The sequence below is a fragment of the Burkholderia stabilis genome (assembly GCF_001742165.1).
Classification (GTDB): Bacteria; Pseudomonadota; Gammaproteobacteria; order Burkholderiales; family Burkholderiaceae; genus Burkholderia; species Burkholderia stabilis.
This window is the reverse complement of the sequence record NZ_CP016444.1, coordinates 1,282,493-1,299,864: the sequence shown is the minus strand read 5'-3', so window position 1 is coordinate 1,299,864 and position 17,372 is coordinate 1,282,493. Positions and strand designations below refer to the sequence as shown.

At 65.3% G+C, this 17,372-nt stretch carries 11 protein-coding genes and 2 pseudogenes; 5 read left to right on the top strand and 8 right to left on the bottom strand.

The features are described from left to right. Positions 1-70: 70 nt before the first annotated feature. The gene (locus BBJ41_RS41025) at positions 71-1,477 is read left to right on the top strand and encodes a hypothetical protein (protein ID WP_156815017.1); all 1,407 of its coding nucleotides are present in this window, start codon (positions 71-73) and stop codon (positions 1,475-1,477) included. A 301-nt stretch (positions 1,478-1,778) separates the two neighbouring features. Here BBJ41_RS41025 and BBJ41_RS38185 read toward each other — a convergent pair whose 3' ends face one another. Next, the gene (locus BBJ41_RS38185; RefSeq protein ID WP_236872187.1) at positions 1,779-3,161 is read right to left on the bottom strand and encodes a spinster family MFS transporter; all 1,383 of its coding nucleotides are present in this window, start codon (positions 3,159-3,161) and stop codon (positions 1,779-1,781) included. Between the two features lie 651 nt (positions 3,162-3,812). Here BBJ41_RS38185 and BBJ41_RS38180 point away from each other — a divergent pair. Both BBJ41_RS38180 and BBJ41_RS38175 read left to right on the top strand, forming a co-directional pair. Then, the gene (locus BBJ41_RS38180) at positions 3,813-4,175 is read left to right on the top strand and encodes a hypothetical protein (protein ID WP_069751402.1); all 363 of its coding nucleotides are present in this window, start codon (positions 3,813-3,815) and stop codon (positions 4,173-4,175) included. 56 nt (positions 4,176-4,231) lie between these two features. Further along, entirely contained in the window at positions 4,232-5,476 is a 1,245-nt protein-coding gene (locus tag BBJ41_RS38175; RefSeq protein WP_069751401.1) for an aromatic ring-hydroxylating oxygenase subunit alpha, read from the top strand. A gap of 153 nt (positions 5,477-5,629) precedes the next feature. Here BBJ41_RS38175 and BBJ41_RS42190 read toward each other — a convergent pair. From BBJ41_RS42190 to BBJ41_RS38160, 4 genes and pseudogenes are all read right to left on the bottom strand, one after another. Then, positions 5,630-7,209, bottom strand: a pseudogene (locus BBJ41_RS42190) (GMC family oxidoreductase). Then, positions 7,192-7,263: pseudogene (locus tag BBJ41_RS42185) on the bottom strand (hypothetical protein); the annotation flags it as partial. The pseudogenes BBJ41_RS42190 and BBJ41_RS42185, both read right to left, overlap by 18 nt. 3 nt (positions 7,264-7,266) lie before the next feature. Further along, a complete protein-coding gene (locus BBJ41_RS38165; protein WP_069751400.1) occupies positions 7,267-8,763 on the bottom strand; it encodes an aldehyde dehydrogenase family protein in 1,497 nt (498 codons plus the stop codon). A 21-nt stretch (positions 8,764-8,784) separates the two neighbouring features. Next, positions 8,785-9,678: an MBL fold metallo-hydrolase gene (locus BBJ41_RS38160; RefSeq protein ID WP_083282165.1), complete on the bottom strand. Its 894-nt coding sequence runs from the start codon at positions 9,676-9,678 to the stop codon at positions 8,785-8,787. Positions 9,679-10,199: 521 nt separating this feature from the next. On the opposite strand from BBJ41_RS38160, the gene BBJ41_RS38155 reads away from it, so the two are divergent. Both BBJ41_RS38155 and BBJ41_RS38150 read left to right on the top strand, forming a co-directional pair. Then, positions 10,200-11,855: a methyl-accepting chemotaxis protein gene (locus BBJ41_RS38155; RefSeq protein ID WP_083282164.1), complete on the top strand. Its 1,656-nt coding sequence runs from the start codon at positions 10,200-10,202 to the stop codon at positions 11,853-11,855. 276 nt (positions 11,856-12,131) lie between these two features. Continuing rightward, complete coding sequence (locus BBJ41_RS38150; RefSeq protein WP_069751399.1) at positions 12,132-12,911, top strand: enoyl-CoA hydratase/isomerase family protein; 780 nt, start codon at positions 12,132-12,134, stop codon at positions 12,909-12,911. A 28-nt stretch (positions 12,912-12,939) separates the two neighbouring features. Here BBJ41_RS38150 and BBJ41_RS38145 read toward each other — a convergent pair whose 3' ends face one another. The 3 genes from BBJ41_RS38145 to BBJ41_RS38135 all read right to left on the bottom strand — a co-directional run bounded on the left by BBJ41_RS38145 (position 12,940) and on the right by BBJ41_RS38135 (position 17,367). Further along, a complete protein-coding gene (locus BBJ41_RS38145) occupies positions 12,940-13,932 on the bottom strand; it encodes a LysR family transcriptional regulator (RefSeq protein WP_069751398.1) in 993 nt (330 codons plus the stop codon). Between the two features lie 282 nt (positions 13,933-14,214). Continuing rightward, complete coding sequence (locus tag BBJ41_RS38140; protein ID WP_069751397.1) at positions 14,215-15,396, bottom strand: CaiB/BaiF CoA transferase family protein; 1,182 nt, start codon at positions 15,394-15,396, stop codon at positions 14,215-14,217. An 18-nt stretch (positions 15,397-15,414) separates the two neighbouring features. Next, complete coding sequence (locus BBJ41_RS38135; RefSeq protein WP_069751396.1) at positions 15,415-17,367, bottom strand: AMP-binding protein; 1,953 nt, start codon at positions 17,365-17,367, stop codon at positions 15,415-15,417. Positions 17,368-17,372 lie beyond the last annotated feature (5 nt).

Here is a 17,372-nt window from a genome sequence, read left to right as displayed (position 1 = left end):
TTATAGTCTGATGACTCGCCGAACGATCGCCTGTCAATTCGGGTGGCGTCGGAAAAATTTCAAGAAAATCATGGCTGCAAATATTGGTGGCATGAGCCCCAAAACACTAAACGATTACGATTCGTTGGATATTGGCGAAAACGAAGTAAATCATCCCGCGGGAAACAGATCCGTTCCCGGGCCCGTACAGGGACCGCTGAGCGAGCTGAATGCTCGACCTTCGTCTCCGCATCAACAGTGGCGCGCGCCTGCTGCTTCGGGGCTCGTGCCGTCGACGAGCAGCGAGAAGCGTTCCGGACCCGTGCGGCGATTGACTGAGGAGTCGCACGATTTTCGTTCGATCTCTGTCGACGCAGCCAGAAATTTTCACAAATGGATGCGTGAAAATCATTCATTGCTTGCTTCGGAAGGCGATGGCCTCTCGGAGAAAGTCGTTCGATGGGGGTTTCTGTTTGACAGTGTTCATCGGGCGCGCTTCGATTCAACCTGGGGGGCGCACTCGTCTCAACAGGTTCCGGAAGATAGTGTTTTTCAATCTTTATACGCTGAGGCGTATGGAGAATATCCAAAAGAATTTTCACCAAAGGCGCGTGAAACGATCGGGTTGTTGCTAAATAGCCATGAGCTTGCGAATGTGAAGCCAGAACACCGCGGGCGCCTCATTCCTGACCGGATAGACCTTGATTGTCTGGGGCTGGATGCGGCGAATCCGCTGCTTTGTTTCGTCTATGACTATGACACGCGCAATTATGCGCACTCGACCGCCAAAGGTCTGGTCCATACGGCGAAATGCATCGACACGGGCAAGATTTTCGACGCCGACCTGATCCTTGATATTTCGGAGAAGATGGAACTCTCCCTCGCCACCAAGGACGTGCACTGCACGGGTTCGTATGACGCGAAAGCCTTGCGATATCTCGGCAAGTGGATGGACGACATGTCATCGTTCGGAATATCGTCTTCGTTATCCCTTCCTGGTCACTACATCAATCGCACGCCGGAGGAAACCTATGTTTCCGAAGAAGGGGGGCTATCGGTCCAGAGCGTACTCGACGCAGCCGATCGTGCGCATCCTGTCGAGATGACCGCTGAGGAATACATAAATAGCAAGGTGCTCACACGCATCGATCGTAAGGAGCGCCATGAAGCGACCTTCTCGCGCTGGGATGCCAGCGAAGAACAGCTGATGGCGTGCATGGATGGTATTGCAGACAGGTATTACGACAGTATGCCGAACATCAGCTCGTCTGCCGACAAACGCCAGTCAGCATGGGCTGCCTCCTTTCAGGGAATTCATTTACATCCAATGAAGGACGGCAATTGTCGGCTTTTTTTCAAAAACGTTCTGGATCTGCTGTTGGCATTTCAGGGAGAGGCGCGATGCGTAATCGCGGATCCACACAAGGCAATCGCTCCGGAGGATGCAGATTCCACCGTACTGGAAGGGCAGGCTTGGCGAAAAGCATTGAGTTCGTGACATAAGCGCTGTCACGCGGGAGAGGTCGCGTAAGGTGGCGCACCCAAGAAAACGCATCGCTCTACCATGAGCACGGATTCTGGCGACGCGAATTCAGGCCGGTTCGGTGCCGGCCTGGCTTGATTCGGGGCGCGAGGCGCATCTTCAGACATGTGTGTCGGGCTGGCCGATCGTCTTTGGTTGTGCAAGCCTTGAAGTCGTCAGATTGCCGAAACCGGCACCGTTCCACATCGAGCACTTTGCGTAACCGCTGCGTGACGCCACCCACAGCGGTTACCACCTCCGTCCCGATCACGCAGCGTCAACCCACCTGCGCGCCACGCTCCTCCGCCAGCAACCGCCGATAATGCGGCAGCGAACCGAACAACAACCACGCGGCAAGCGCGGCTGCGATCGTGCAGACAATGCCGATCGAATCGCCGACCATCTTCGGATTGCCGAACACGCGATCGGTGAAGAGCGCAATCAGCGTCGGGCCGAGCCCGAAACCGATCAACTGCGCGAAGAACGAATAGAGCGCGCCGACGGTGCCGCGCATACGGCTGGGCGCCACGAGTTGCAGCGCCGCGGCCATGCACCCGGTCGGCAACGTGAAGAAAAACACGGTGCCGCCGGCCGCGATCAGCGTACCCGTCGCGCCGGGCGCAAACGGGATGCTCGCACAGCACAGCAGCATCGGGATCATCGCGAACGCGGCCGTGCGCAACGGTGCGTCCTCGTAGCCGCGCCGTTCGAACCGGCGCACGATCCAGGGGCCCACCAGCGCGCCTGCAATCCCGCAACTGACCACCAGCGCACCGAAGCGAAACCCGACGAGCGCCGCGGGCATCCCGTGCGAACGGATCAGGTAGGTCGGCATCCATGCGGGCATGCCGAGCACGACGATGGCGAGCATGCCGACGCCGAGCATGATGCGCGCATAGAACCCGCGTCGCGCCCACAGGAATGCAAGCGAATCCCGGGTCGAGAACTGACGGTCGTCCGCGCTCCCGCTGACCACCTTGCTGCGCATCGGTTCGCGCACCGTCAGCCATACCAGCAGTGCGAACAGCATGCCCGGCAACCCGATCAGCACGAATGCGAGCTGCCAGGTCTCGAACCCGGCGAGCATCGGGAACTGCTGATGAACGTCGCGGGCGAACGAGATGACGAGCCCGCCAGCGACGAGCGAGAGCCCGCCGCCGAGCATCGGGCCGAGAATGAACACGCTCATCGCGCGCGGCATCTGCTTCGCCGAAAAGCAGTCGGCGATCATCGACAGCGCGATCGGAAACACGCACGCTTCGCTGGCCCCGACGCCGAAGCGCGCGAGGAACAGCCCCTGGAACGTCGTGGCCTTGCCGCACAGGGCCGTGAAGATGCACCACAGGCAAATCCCGACCAGCAGGATGTTGCGCCGGTTGGTCACGTCGACGAGCCGGCCGAAGAGGGGCGATGCGATCAGGTAGGCGGAAATGAACGCGATGCCCTGAACCAGGCTGAGTTGCGTGTCGGAAATGGCGAGCGAATGCCGGATCGGGTCGACGAGCAGGTTGAGAAGCTGGCGGTCGATATACGCGAGCGAATACGCCAGCGTGATGATGACCAGGATGTACCACGACCGCAGGCTGTCGTGGACGACCCTCGACGAGGATCGTCCCGCTAGCGCGTCGTCCAGGCCGCCGACGGGCGGAACTTCATTCATGGCATTCCTCATCTTGTCTCCGATGCGATCGTTTGATTCATGTGAAGGGGTGATGTCGAGACGGCATGTCGCTTGCGCGTCAGGCCGGTCAGTCGCATCCGGCAGCCTGGGTCGTCGTTCGGCGCATCGGCGATTTCGCCGGCACGTATTCGATTACCAAACTATCGTTAGGTAGTTTGGCGTCGCGCAAAGCGATGTGCCATGAGTGTTATCCATTAAGCATGGCTGCCGCGAGCGGTAAACCGCCACGCGGCTTCCGCGCCGCGCGCCACGACGTGGCGCCCACAGCGTCCGGCGCACACGATGCCGATGCGCAAGCGCGCCCCGGTCCTGCCGAAATAGCCATTTGCGTCCGGGTTTGACCGGATGGAGCGATCGTTCGCATCGAATCAATCTATCGTTCGTTAGATAAATGAGGCGACGCCGAAGCTGGCGCATCCGCTATCGACCGGCTCCGTATTTCGAAGCACGGAATGCGGAATCCGTCGGTGGAACGCACATTCGGCAGCACGCCCGATCGACACCGGAAAAGAGGCAGCACGAGCGGCCCGATGCCGATGCCACGAGGTCACGTATCACGCTGTGACACGGCGCAATGCGCTGCGGCCCGTCCCGGGCTCAGGCGTTGCGTTCCGGAACTGGAGGAGCACGATGACTGACGATGTATCACGCGATTCGCAGCGCTTGCCGAAAGGCTTCGAGGCGCTCGAACCGTTTCTCGACCGCTGGAATGCGCCGACGTCGCACACGCGCTGGATCCATCGCGCGGCCACGCCGTACGCGGAGATCGTGACGTTTTACGAAGCGATGTCCGCGCGGGCGGAGGAGGCGACCGTCCATCTCGAGCAGTTTCCGCTCGACGACATGCCGGTGCCCGAGCAGAACCTGTTTCGCCTGCTGCTCGCGATGTGCCACGCCGCGATCGCCGTCGAGATGCACGAGGCGCCGGGCATTCGCCACGCGCCGCCGGTTCACGCATTGACGATCACGACCGGCTTTCAGCCGCACGGCTGAGCGCGCCGCGTCGATTCGATTCAGACCCCGTCCCCCCATCCCTTTCAGGAGCTGGCATGAACCATCCTGGCGAATTCAAACCGAGCTTGACCGAATCCGTCGGCCTGTCGACGAAGCCGATGCCGACCACGCTGTACACGGATCCCGAGCAGTACGAAATCGAACGCGAACGGATCTTCCGCCGCGCCTGGCTGATGGTGGGCCGCGTCGAGCGGATCCCGAAGCCGGGCGATTTCTTCGTGAAGGATCTGGCGGTCGCGAAGGCGTCCGTGATCGTCGCGCGTTCGGAGGACGGCAAGATCCGCGCGTTTCACAACGTCTGCGCGCATCGCGCGAATATCGTCGAGCACCGGCCGAGCGGCAACGCGAAGCGTTTCGTCTGCCGTTACCACAGCTGGGGTTACAACAACGCGGGCGAACTGGCGAACGTGCCCGACGAGGCCGGCTTCTTCCATCTCGACCGGAAGAAATGCGGGCTGACGCCTGTCGCGCTCGACGTGTGGGACGGCTGGATCTTCATCAACATGGCGCCCGCGCCGGAGGTCGGCCTCGCGGAATTCCTCGGGCCGATGGCCGACGCGCTGTCCGGCATCGATTATCCGAACGCCGACAACGCGATCGTGCTGCGCGGCGAGTTCAAGGCGAACTGGAAGGCGGTGGCCGAAAACTTCAGCGAGGTGTATCACATCGCGTCGATCCACCCGAAGACGTTCGGGCCGATCTACACGGGCAAGGAAAATCCGTTCGGGCGGCCGCTGGGCGCGAACCTGCGCGGCGCGCATCGTTCGTTTTCGCTGTGGCTGAACCAGAGCGTCCCGGTGCCGGAGCAGGCGAAGGTGATGCGCTGGCTGTTCTCGGCCGGCGAGACGGTGACCGGCACGCGCAATGGCGCGCAGGCCAACCCGCTCACCGAGCACCGCGGCGTGAATCCCGAGCGGCATGCGGACTGGTCGCAGGACGTGAACTGGTTCTTCCCGAACTGGCACCTGCAGATCTCGGCGAACCAGTTCTGGACGCACGAATTCTGGCCGACGTCGGCGAACACGACGATCTGGGAGGCACGCTTCTACAACAAGAAGCCGAAGAGCGTGCGGGAGCGCCTGCAACTCGAGCACTTCACGTCGCACATCTCCGACGGGATGCTCGAGGATCTCGGCAACATCGAGTCGATGCAGGCCGGCATGGAGACGGGCGCGAAGCCGTTCGTTTATTTCAACGAGAGCGAGATTCTGTGCCGGCACGGGCTCGAGCAGGTGGTCCGGTGGTCGTCGGCATCGACCGTGAGGGACGCGATCGCCTAGCGCGAGTATTCGCGATCGGTTGCCGCCGGACAGCGGCGCCGGTCGCCGGCGGATCGATCGATCCGCTGTTGCCGCGCCGCGCAGGCAGCCCGTCGTGCAATTGCCCGGGGCTGCCGGCCGCCGGCCGGAATGAAGCGATGGCCGAACGCGTGCTCAGTGCGTCGCTTTCGCATCCTGTATCAGCATGTCGGCGGCCTTCTCGCCGATCATGATGGTGGCGGCGTTGGTCGCGCCCGAGATCGGCATCGGCATCACGGACGCATCGGCCACACGCAGGCCCCGCACGCCACGCACGCGCAGCCGCGTGTCGACCACCGCCATCGGGTCGCTGTCGGGCCCCATGCGCGCGGTGCCGTTGTGGTGATAAACGGTGCCGCCGCGCTGGCGAGCGAACGCGAGAATCTCGTCGTCGGTGCGTACGTCCTTGCCGGGGAACACCTCGTCGACGTAGTACGGCGCGAACGGCCCGGCCTGCAACACGGCTCGCGCCATCTTCACCACGGCCACCATCGCGCGCTGGTCCGATTCGTCGGTCAGGTAGTTGGGTTGCACTTCGGGCAGCTCGTCGATATCCGCTGAACGCGCCCTGACCCAGCCGCGACTGTCGGGGCGCTGCTTGTGGCCGCCGAGCGTCATGCCCGGATAGTGATCGAGCAGGCCGGGCAGGCCTTCCTGATAGCTGCCGGGCGTAAACGACACCTGCAGGTCGGGGCGCGACAGCGACGGTTCGGAGCGGAAGAAGAAACGCATCGGCACCGGGCCCATGCTCAGGATGCTCGGCCGGCCGAGGAAGTACCGGGCGATCTCCCTCGCCAGGGGCAGCCCGCGCCCGCGTTCGTTGATCGTGGCGACGTCTTTCACCTTGACGGCTACGCGCAGGTTGAAGTGATCGACGAGGTTGGCGCCCACGCCGGGCAGGTCGACCTGTGGTTGCACGCCGATGGCGCGCAGATGCGCGCTGTCGCCGATGCCGGAGATCTGCAGCAGGCGCGGCGTGTTCAGCGCGCCCGCCGCGACGATGACCTCGCGGTTGGCGCGCACCTCGCGCTCGGGCGCGCCGATGCCGCCGGACCGGTACCGCACGCCCACCGCACGGCCGCCTTCCAGCAGCACGCGCGTCGCGGGGCTGTCGGTGCGCAGCGCCACGCGGCCCTTCTTGATCGCCGGATGCAGGTCGCCCTCGCGGCGCTTCTGCGCCGCGGCGTGCGGCCGCGCGTGTCGATCATGAAGTGCCACGGGCCGACGCCGTCCTGCGCTTCGGCATTCGAATCGGCCACATACGGATAACCGAGGCTTTCGACGGCCTTGACGAACAGGTCGCACAGCGGCGCCGGCATGACCGGGTCGGTCACGATCAGCGGGCCGTTGCGGCCGCGGTAGCGATCGTCGCCGGGCCCGATGCGCGTCTCGGCCTTCTTGAAGAACGGCAGCACGTCGTCGTAGCCCCAGCCCGCATTGCCGAGCGCGGCCCAGCCGTCGAAATCGGCATGCTGCCCGCGGTTGTAGACCATCCCGTTGATCGAACCGGAGCCGCCCACCACCTTGCCTTGCGTCAGCTCGATGGTGCGCCCGTCGGTGCCGGCGATCGGCCCGCTGCGAAAGCGCCACACCAGCCGGTCGTTGAACAGGTTCTTGATGTAACCCGCCGGAATGTGGATGAACGGGTTGGTGTCGGGCGGGCCGGCTTCCAGCACGCACACGGTATGGCCGGCCTCGGCCAGCCGCGCGGCCACGACGCTGCCGCCGCTGCCCGCGCCGACCACCACATAGTCGAAGGTTTCACTCATTGCTCAGGCATCCAGATTGAAATTGATCGTTTTCAACTCGGTAAACGCCTCGATCGTCGACCAGCCGCCTTCGCGTCCCACGCCCGAGCGCTTGATGCCGCCGAACGGCGCGTTCGGAATGCTGGCGAAGCCGTTGACGCCGATCGAGCCGCTCTTCACCGCGCGTGCGACGCGAAACGCGCGGCTGACGTCCGTGGTGTACACGCAGCCGGCGAGGCCGTATTCGCTATCGTTGGCGATGCGCACGGCTTCCTCTTCCGTCTCGAACGGAATCACCGACAGCACGGGGCCGAAGATTTCTTCCTGCGCAATCGTCATGTCGTTGCGCACGTTCGCGAACAGCGCCGGCTCGACCCAGTTGCCGTTGCCGGATGCGCCGTCCGGCGCACGGCCGCCGGCCAGCAGCGTCGCGCCTTGCTGCCGGCCGCTTTCGACGTATTCGAGCACGCGCGCCTGGTGGCGCCGGGAGATCATCGGCGCGGACGTGGTGGCGGCGTCGAACGGATCGCCGAACCGCACCTTCGCGAGCTGTTCCTGCGCGTGATGCAGGAACTCGTCCATGATCGAACGGTGCACGAGCGCGCGGGAAGGCGTGGTGCAGACCTGTCCCGACAGGAAGGTGGAGCAGAGCCCCATGATCGCCTGCGCGGTGGCCGGCACGCTGCGCGTGTCGGGAAAGACCAGCGCCGCGCTCTTGCCGCCCAGCTCCAGCGACAGGCGTTTCATGGTCGGCGCGCTTGCCACCGTGATGCGTTCGCCGACGAGCGGGCTGCCGGTGAACGTCACCTTGTCGACGCCGGGGTGCGACGTGAGCGCCGTGCCCGTTTCGGTCGCGCCGGTCACGAGGTTGAACACGCCGGGTGGCAAATCGCTGTCGGCGAGGATCTGCGCGAGCCGGCTCACGGCCAGGTTGGTGAGTTCGGACGGCTTGACGACCACGGTGCAGCCGCAGGCCAGCGCCGGCGCCACTTTCATCGCGAACGTCATCACCGGGCCGTTGTACGGCAGGATCGCCGCGACGACGCCGACCGGGTCGCGGAAGGTCATGTACTGCATGTTCGACGCGCCCGAGAAGATCGGCAGCGTGTCGCCGTTGATCTTGTCGATCCAGCCGAGGAAATGGTCGAAGATGTCGGCGGCCGCTTTCGCCGACACGCGCGAGTTGCGGCTGAACGTGTACGGAACGCCGTTGTCGAGGGTCTGCAACCGGGCGATTTCCTCCTCGGCCGCATACAGCCGCTCGACGATCGGCTGCAACATGCGCTTGCGATCCTGCGCGCGCATGCGCGGCCACGGGCCTTCGTCGAACGCCTTGCGTGCCGCGGCTACCGCGAGCGCCACGCCACGCGTGCCGGCTTCGGCGAAGCTGGTCATGACTTCGTTCGTGCAGGGGTTGATCTGGTCGAAACGCGCATCGGGCCAGTCGAGCCACTGGCCGTCGATGAAAAGGCGGCCCGGGCTGACATTCAGCGCATCGAGCCGGGAAACGAGACTGAGCATGGGTTCAGAGAGGTAAGGGGTTTACTTCGGCACCCCGGTGAAGACGTAGTCGCCGTCCGGGTCCTTGCTGATCAACCCGAACGACGGCGAACAGAAATGCGTGCAGGTAAACAACGTGGCGCTGCCGTCGAGGCGTGACAGCAGCGTGTGCCGCGTGGCGGCCGATTGCGCGTTGTCGTAGTCCAGCACCAGCGCCATGTCCGGCCGGGCGACCTGCACCGGATGATGCATCGCGTCGCCGCCGATGATGAATTTCTCCGTGCCCGCGTCGACCTCGATCGCGATGTGGCCGATCGAGTGCCCGGGCGTGGAGAACACCGAGATGCCGTCACCCAGGTCGGTGTCGCGCTCGATGAAGTTCGCGAGCCCCGCATCGACGACCGGCTTGATGGACTCATGGAACGAAATGTCCTGCGCCTCGTACATCGTGTCGTTCGGGTCGCCCTGTTGCGCAAACGCGTATTCCGTCTTGCCGAAGTGGTAGGTCGCGTTGGGAAAGGTGGGCAGCCACCGGCCATCCTGCTTGTACGTGTTCCAGCCGACGTGATCGAAATGCAGGTGCGTGCACAGCACGTCGGTGACCGCGTGGCGGTCGATGCCGGCCTGCTCCAGCGTGGCCAGGAATTCCAGCCGCAGATCGGCGAACGCGTCGAAGCCCGCGAGCTGCTTGTCGTTGCCGACACAGGTGTCGACCACCAGCACGCGCGTGCCGGTCGTGACGATGAAGCACTGGCTGACGGCGCGCATGCGGTGTTCGTCATCCACGTAGGGCGGTTTCATCCACGCAATGGACTTCATCACGTCGGGCGTGGCCTCGGGCAACAGCACGCCCAGAATGCCACTGATGTCCATCTCGACGATCTGCACGATTTCCGCATGGCCGATCCGGGAACGAATGGTATGCAGCAGCGGCATGGCGTTTTTCCTTGGAGAGGGTTGGGATGAGCGCTTTGCCGAAGGGTGCCGCGGTAGATCGACCGACGTCCGCCTTCGAGAAAGGTCTTGTGACTGTCCGTACGTGAATATCCGATTCAATCACGACGCGCGTCGTTACCGTCGCGATTGCCGCCCACTGTTCCGTACATCGGAGCATGCGGGCGTGATCCGCGTTTCATTCGTGCAGCGCGACCTGATCGGCGCGAAATGCATGTGCTGGCGATGGTCCTCCCACCAGCGCACAAGAGCGCACCGCGTTCACCAATGTACGGAACACTAAGTAATGCAAAATTGACGGTGGATTATTGCCATAAGTAGCATGGGTCTCGCTGCTTGTGGTTGATTTCACGCGGCGGCTGCGCTCGTCCGTTCATCGCTGCGCCGGCGTGGCAGGCGCGGACGAAAGTCGGGGGAGGGCAACGCAACCCCATGCGGGCGACCGGATGGGTCTACGCCCGATGCAAAAAACATATCGATAACAACGAGGAGATGCCACGATCATGAAGTTGTCATTCAAGCAGAAGCTCGGGGTGCCGCTGGTGCTGAGCTTGCTCTGCCTGGTCCTGCTGTCCGTCACCGATGCGTACCGCAGTCGCGAGATGCGCCTCGAGGAGCGCAAGTCGGATCTCGTGCATGCCGTTCAGATCGCGCTCGCCACGGTCGATTTCTATGCGAAGCGTGCCACTGCGGGAGAACTGAGCGTCGAGCAGGCGCAAAAGCAGGCACAGGATGTGATCCGCGGCATGCGTTACGGCGAAGCCGGCAGCGGCTATTTCTCGATCGTGAATTCGAAGGGCGTGGTGTTGATGTACCCGTTCGATGCATCGATCCAGAACAAGTCGTTGAGCGAACTGAACCCGAAGGCCGCTGCGATCGTTCAGCAACAGATCGATCTGGTGGCGCGAACCGGCAACGGGTTCCAGCGCTTCGACTATCCGAAGGAAACATCCGGGGTGACGACGAACGCGGCCCGCGTCGCGTACATCGACACGTATCGTCCGTGGGACTGGATCATCAATACCAGCCTGTTCGTCGACGACATCGATGCGGCATTTCATGCGAGCCTGCTGCAAAGTCTCGGCCTGTGTGCGCTGATCGCGCTGGTGATGACCAGCATCGTCGTGCTGCTCAACCGCGGCATCGCCCGGACGATGGGCGGGGAGCCGGGTTATGCGGTCGAGATTGCCGGGCGAATCGCGGCCAACGATTTCACGGCGGCCATCGTGACCGCGCCGAACGACCGCGGCAGCCTGCTCTACTCGATGAAGCGCATGCAGGCGAATCTGTCCGGCGCGATCAACGGCATCAAGGTGAGCGCCCATTCGATCGCATCGGCGGCCGCACAGATCTCGGCCGGCGATCAGGATCTGTCCCGGCGTACGGAGATGCAGGCCGCTTCGCTGCAGGAGACCGCGGCGAGCATGGCGGAACTCTCGTCGAGAGTCGGCCAGAACACCGACAACGTCCGGCAGGCGAGCCAGGTCGCGGTGCAGGCCGTGCGGGTGGCCGAGCGCTGCAACGGCGTCGTCGCGCAGGTGGTCGATGCGATGGGCAGTATCGATGCGAGCTCCGGCCGGATCGCCGAGATCGTCGGCATCATCGAAGGCATCGCGTTCCAGACCAACATCCTGGCGCTCAACGCCGCCGTGGAAGCGGCGCGGGCCGGCGAGCAGGGGCGCGGCTTCGCGGTCGTCGCGTCGGAGGTGCGTTCGCTCGCTCAGCGTTCTTCGTCGGCGTCGAAGGAAATACGGGGCTTGATCCACGAATCCGTCGGGCGTGTCAGGGGCGGCGTGGAACTCGTGAACGCGGCAGGGACATCGATGGCCGAGATCATGCAGGCGATCGCGCGCGTGACCGACCTGATGGAGGAAATCGCAGCCGCGTCGGTCGAGCAGGGCCACGGCATCGATCAGGTCAATCAGGCCGTGTCGGAGATGGACCGGGCAACGCAGCACAATGCCGCGTATGTCGAGGAAGTGGCCGCCGCTGCGCAGTCGCTGGACGATCAGAGCAAGCAGCTCGTCACGATGATTTCGAGTTTCATCGTTCGCGAAGACGATGCGCTGCCGATGCAGGAGGCACCCGATGTGCGGCGGTATGGCTCGCCCGCGATCGAGTCGAGACCGGTTGCGGCGAGCGAGTCGTATGCGGTGTAACGCGGGATGCAATACCGCTATCGCATCGCATCCTCGTCGCGGGTGACGGCCGTGTACGGACGTCGGAACAGGCCGCCGCGATGCCGTTCGGAACGCGCGCGTTTCCAGCTAACGGAACAACGCGTGCGCCGCATGGCGGATTCCAGCGAAACGGGCTTTTAATGCAGGCACGGAAAACGTGCGACGGATGAACGACGGTTCCGGCCGACGACACGTTCCGGAAGAACGGTGACGCGCCGGCCGGCCCGGAACGATTCGTCCGGACCAGGAGACGACATGACGAATACGCTGCTGACAGACGACTCGACGCCCGGCATCCGCGTCGTTACGCTGAATCGTGCCGAGCGGATGAATGCGCTGGACGGCGCGACACTCGCGGCACTGAACGACGTGGTGCGCACGGCCGCCGATCCGGCCCGCGATATCCGCGTGATCGTGATTCGCGGCAGCGGCCGCGCATTCTGCGCGGGCAACGACCTGAAGTGGCTCGCGAGCGGCGTGCTCGCCGATCCCGCCGCGCACATGCGGCACCAGGACCTGATGCAGGACACGTTCGCGCTGATGGAGGCGTCGCGGCAGATCGTGATTGCGTCGGTCAACGGTTTTGCGGTGGCGGGCGGGTTCGAACTGGCGCTGGCCTCCGACATCGTGGTCGTCGACGAAAACGCGGAACTGGGCGACGCGCATCTGCAGCGCAACCTGCTGCCGAGCGGCGGCGGCTCGCAGCGCCTGCCGCGCAAGATCGGGCTCGCACGCGCGATGTACTACCTCGTCACGGGGCGGCGCATGACCGGCCGCGACGCGGAGCGGATGGGGCTCGCGTCGCTCGCGGTGAGCGGCGATGCGCTCGATGCCGCGACGATGCAGCTCGCTGGCGACATCGCGCGAACCGATGCCGATGCGCTGGCCGCCATGAAGTACATGACCCGCCGCGCACTGGAAATGCCGCTGAACGACGGGCTGTCGATGGAGCGGTGGATGCAGTACCGCTATCGCGTCGAATCGCCGACGCTGGTGGCGTCCGTGCACGATTTCGCGCAGCGCGACAAAGACTGAGCGGCGCCGCGTCGCGATACGCGGCCGCTCATGCCCGCGTGGCGCGCGGCTTGCGTGGCTTCGGCTCGGCGGGCTTCGCCGGGCTGGCCGCGCGCCTGGCGCTGTCGACGGCCAGATGTTCGCGTTTCTCGACGAGGAAATCCATCAGCGCGCGCACCTTCGCCGGCATCTGCTCGCGCGACGGCGTGTACAGGTAGTACCCGGGAAACGGCTTGCACCACGGTTCGAGCACGCGCACCAGCGTGCCGGCATCCAGGTGTTCGCGCAGCGCGACGTCCTGGTGCTGGATCAGGCCGATACCCTGCAGCGCCGCGCGAATCATGCCGTCGTCGTCGTTCGTGACCACGCTGCCGTGCGGCTCCACTTCGAACGCATGCCCCTCGATCTCGGGCGACGTGAACTCCCAGCGATAGATCGCGCCGCTCGTCGTATGCCGATAGCACAGGCAGTTGTGCCCGATCAGGTCGGCGGGCGTGGCCGGCGTGCCGTGGCGCGCGAAATAGTCCGGCGAGCCGGCCACGGCCATTTCGAGCATCGGCGTAATCGGTACGGCCACCATGTGCTCGGCGAGGCTCTCGCCGAGCCGGATGCCGGCGTCGTAGCCGTCGGCGATGATGTTCGACAGCCCGTCGTCCATCACGAGCTCCACCCGTAGCAGCGGATAGCGCGCCATGAATTCGCCCAGGTGCGGCTCGACCAGGTTTCGTGCGGCGACCCGCGACGTGTTGATGCGCAGCAGCCCGGACGGCTCGTGCCGGACTTCGTGCAGGTTGCGGATCGCCAGCTCGATCGAGCCGAATGCCGGCCGCAGCGTGTCGTAGAGCCGTTGACCGTCCTCGGTCAGCGACATGTCGCGCGTGGTCCGGTACAGCAGCTTCACGTTGAGCTGCCGTTCGAGCGCCTTCAGGTTCTGCGACAGCGCAGCGCGCGACACGCCCATTTCGGCGGCAGCCTTGGTGAAGCTCAGATGGTGCGCGATGTGCACGAACCACGCGAGGGAAGGGAGCTGGGACGGGTCCATGATTCGATTGTCAAGTGTGGCTGACGAATATAGTTGAAATTTGATTTGCCGGGAATCGGCGAAATGCCGGTGTCGGCCGGGCAGGGGGATGTGGCGCGTCAATGCGCGGGGTGACGAACGGGAAGCGGAAGGAGGCGGGGGCGGGCTGCTGCACGCCGCGTCAACGGGCGATGCAGCCACGCGGGTGCGTGCGTGCTGGCTGGCGTGCGACGCGGGCACCGAAGCGAGCGCGCACCGGCCGTCGTTGCGACGGCGGTGCGCGTGACGCGGCAACTGATCCGGTCAGACGATCTTGCGGGATCGCAAATCAGCCACCGCGCGTGCATCGAGTCCGATGCCGGCGAGGATTTCATCCGTGTGCTCGCCGGTCAGCGGCGGCCGCGTATGGATCTCCGGCGGCGTGCGCGACAGCGAAACCGGCGTCGCGAAGATCGGCACCGGCTTCGGCGCGCCGGGGTAGTCCATCCAGCGGATCACGTCGGCGGCCTTGATGGTTTCGTCCTCCAGCGCCTGGCGCGGCGAGTTGACGGGGCTGGCCGGGATGCGCGCCTGTTCGAGCGCGGCCAGCGCGTCGGCGAGCGTCTTGTCCGCGCACCATGCGCTCATCAGCTCGCTCAGCAGCGCGCCATTCTCGCCACGCAGCGTATCGTCGGCGAAGCGCGGATCGTCGAGCAGTTCCGGCCGGCCCACGAGCTGCGTCCAGCGCTTGAACATCGGCCGGCCGATCACCTGCGTGATGAACCAGCCGTCCGTCGCCTTGAAGATGTCGGACGGCGCGTAGCCGGATGCGCGGTTCAGCGTCGCCTGGCGATCCAGCCCGAGCAACGCTTCCTCGATCAGCGCGCCGCTGGCCATGTTCAGGCCCGTGCACAGCAGCGACGCGCTGACTTCCTGGCCCATGCCGCTGCGTTGGCGTTCGTAGAGCGCCAGCATCACGCCGAGCGCGCACGAAAACGCCGTGGCGAAATCCACCACCGGCACCATCGCCTTTTGCGGCCGGTCGGGCGTGCCCGCCATGTACACGGCGCCGCTCAGCGCCTGGCCGACGCCGTCGAAGCCCACGCGGTCGCGCACGGCCTCGCTGTTGCCGAATGCGTTCGACGCGACGAGGATGACGTCGGGCTTGATCGCGCGCAGGCTGTCGTAGTCGAGTCCGAGGCTCTTGAGCGTGCGGGGCGGCATGTTGGCGATCACCACGTCGGCATCGGCGACCAGCTTGCGCACGATGTCGCGCCCCTCGGGGCTGTCGAGATCGAGCGTCATCGAACGCTTGTTGCGGTTGACCTGCAGGAACAGCGCACCTTCGCCGTGTTCGGTCACGGGCACGATGAAGCGGTCCTCGCCGCCGCCTACGCGGTCGATGCGGATGACGTCCGCGCCATAGTCGGCCAGCAGCGCCGAGCAGAACGGCCCGGCGATGAAGCGTCCGAAATCGAGGACCTTGATGCCTTCGAGTACTTTCATGTTTCGTTCACGGTTGAGTCAGGCGGAGGTCGCGGCCGCGCGTACTTCGTCGAGCGCGCCGGGATTGTCGAGCGACGACAGGTCGCCCGGCGGCTGGCCGCAGTACACGCTGCGGATCACGCGCCGCATGATCTTGGAGCTGCGCGTTTTCGGCAGCTGCGCGACCACGTGCACGCGGCCGGGCCGGAACGGGCGGCCCAGGCGCTTGTCGACGTGGCCCGACACGATGGCTTCGAGATCGGCGAGCGCGACACCGGCGTCGGGTTTCGGCACGATGAACACGACCAGCTTCTGGCCCTTGTCCGCATCGGCCACGCCGATCGCGGCGGCTTCCGCCACGTCGGGCAGCTCCAGCACGACTTCCTCGACCTCGGCCGGCCCCAGGCGCTTGCCGGCGACCTTCAGCGTGTCGTCGGAGCGGCCCATCATGAAGTAGTTGCCGTCGGGCGTGCGCAGCGCGAGATCACCGTGCACCCAGACGCCCGGGATGGTCTGCCAGTAGGTTTCCAGGTAGCGCTCGTCGTCGCGCCAGAACGATTGCGTCATGCCGACGAACGGCGCACGGATCGCCAGCTCGCCGACTTCGCCGGTCACGCTTTGGCCGTCGGCGTTCACCACGTCCACGGCCACGCCGGGCGAGACGGTGTTGAAGCCGCTCGGCGGAATCGGCCGGATCGGGACGCTCGCGAGCAGCGCGCCCGACGCTTCGGTGCCGCCCGTGTAGTTGATGACGGGCGCCGTGCCGTCGCCGAAGCGCTGCAGGAACCAGTTGAAATGCTCGGGCGCGATGCCTTCGCCGGCCGTGATCAGCAGGCGCACGGTGGAGCGGTCGCCCGCGAGCGCGAGCGCTTCGTGGCTGGCCATCCCGCGGATCAGCGTCGGCGCCGAGCCGAAGTGCGTGACGCGGTGGCGTTCCACCACGCGCGACATGCGCGACCAGTCGGGGTAATCGGGCGCGCCGTCGTAGCACACCAGCGTCGCACCGCGCAGCAGCGCGCAGCCGAGCACCAGCGTGCCCGCGATCCAGCCCATGTCGGCGGGCCAGCAGTAGACGTCGCCGGGATGCACGTCGAAGTGAATCAGCGAATCGTGCGCGATCTTGATCGGGAAGCTGCCGTGCGTGTGCACGACGCCCTTGGGCTTGCCCGTGGTGCCCGACGTATAGATCACCATGAACGGCGTATCGGGCGTGACCGATACCGGCTCGACGTCCTGGCCGCGTGCGACGCTCGCCGTTTCCTGCCAGTCGAGATCGCGCGCGTCCTGCGCGGTGTCGCCTTCGCCGCGCTTCCAGATCACGTGTTCGAGCAGCGGCAACTGGCGCCATGCGTCGCGCAGCGCGCCCTGGACGTCCACGCGCTTGGTGCGGCGCGAGAAGCCGGTGGAGGCGATCACGATGCGCGCTTCGGCCGCCGACAGGCGCGCGACGATCGCATCGACGCCGAAGCCGCTGAACAACGGCACGACCAGCGCGCCCAGATGCACGATGGCCAGCAGCGAGATGGTCGCCTCGACGCCGTTTTCCATCAGCAGGCCGACGCGGTCGCCCTGCGTGACGCCGCGCCGGGCGAGCCCGGCCGCGAAGTCGCGCACGCGCTGCGCCAGCTCCGCGTAGGTCAGCTCGCTCACGCCGCCGTCCTCGCGCTCGGCCACGACGGCCTTCTGCTGCGCGGTGGCCGGGTTGCGCGCCCAGCCGTAAATGGTGTTGACCCAGTTGAGCCGGCCGCCGGGGAACCAGCTCGGAAACTGCGGGCCGCGCGACAGGTCCACGTAGCCGGTGGGCGGCGTGTCCCACGCGATCGCGCATTCGCGCATCACGGTGTTCCAGTAGCGCTCGGGCTCCGCGATCGACACGCGCAGCAGTTCATCGTACGACGGCACGTCCAGCGCGCGCATCAGCTTCACGATGCCGGCGTTCTGCAGCTCGCGCTGGCCGGGTTGCCAGGTCTGGCCGGATTCAGGGTTGCTCATGGTTG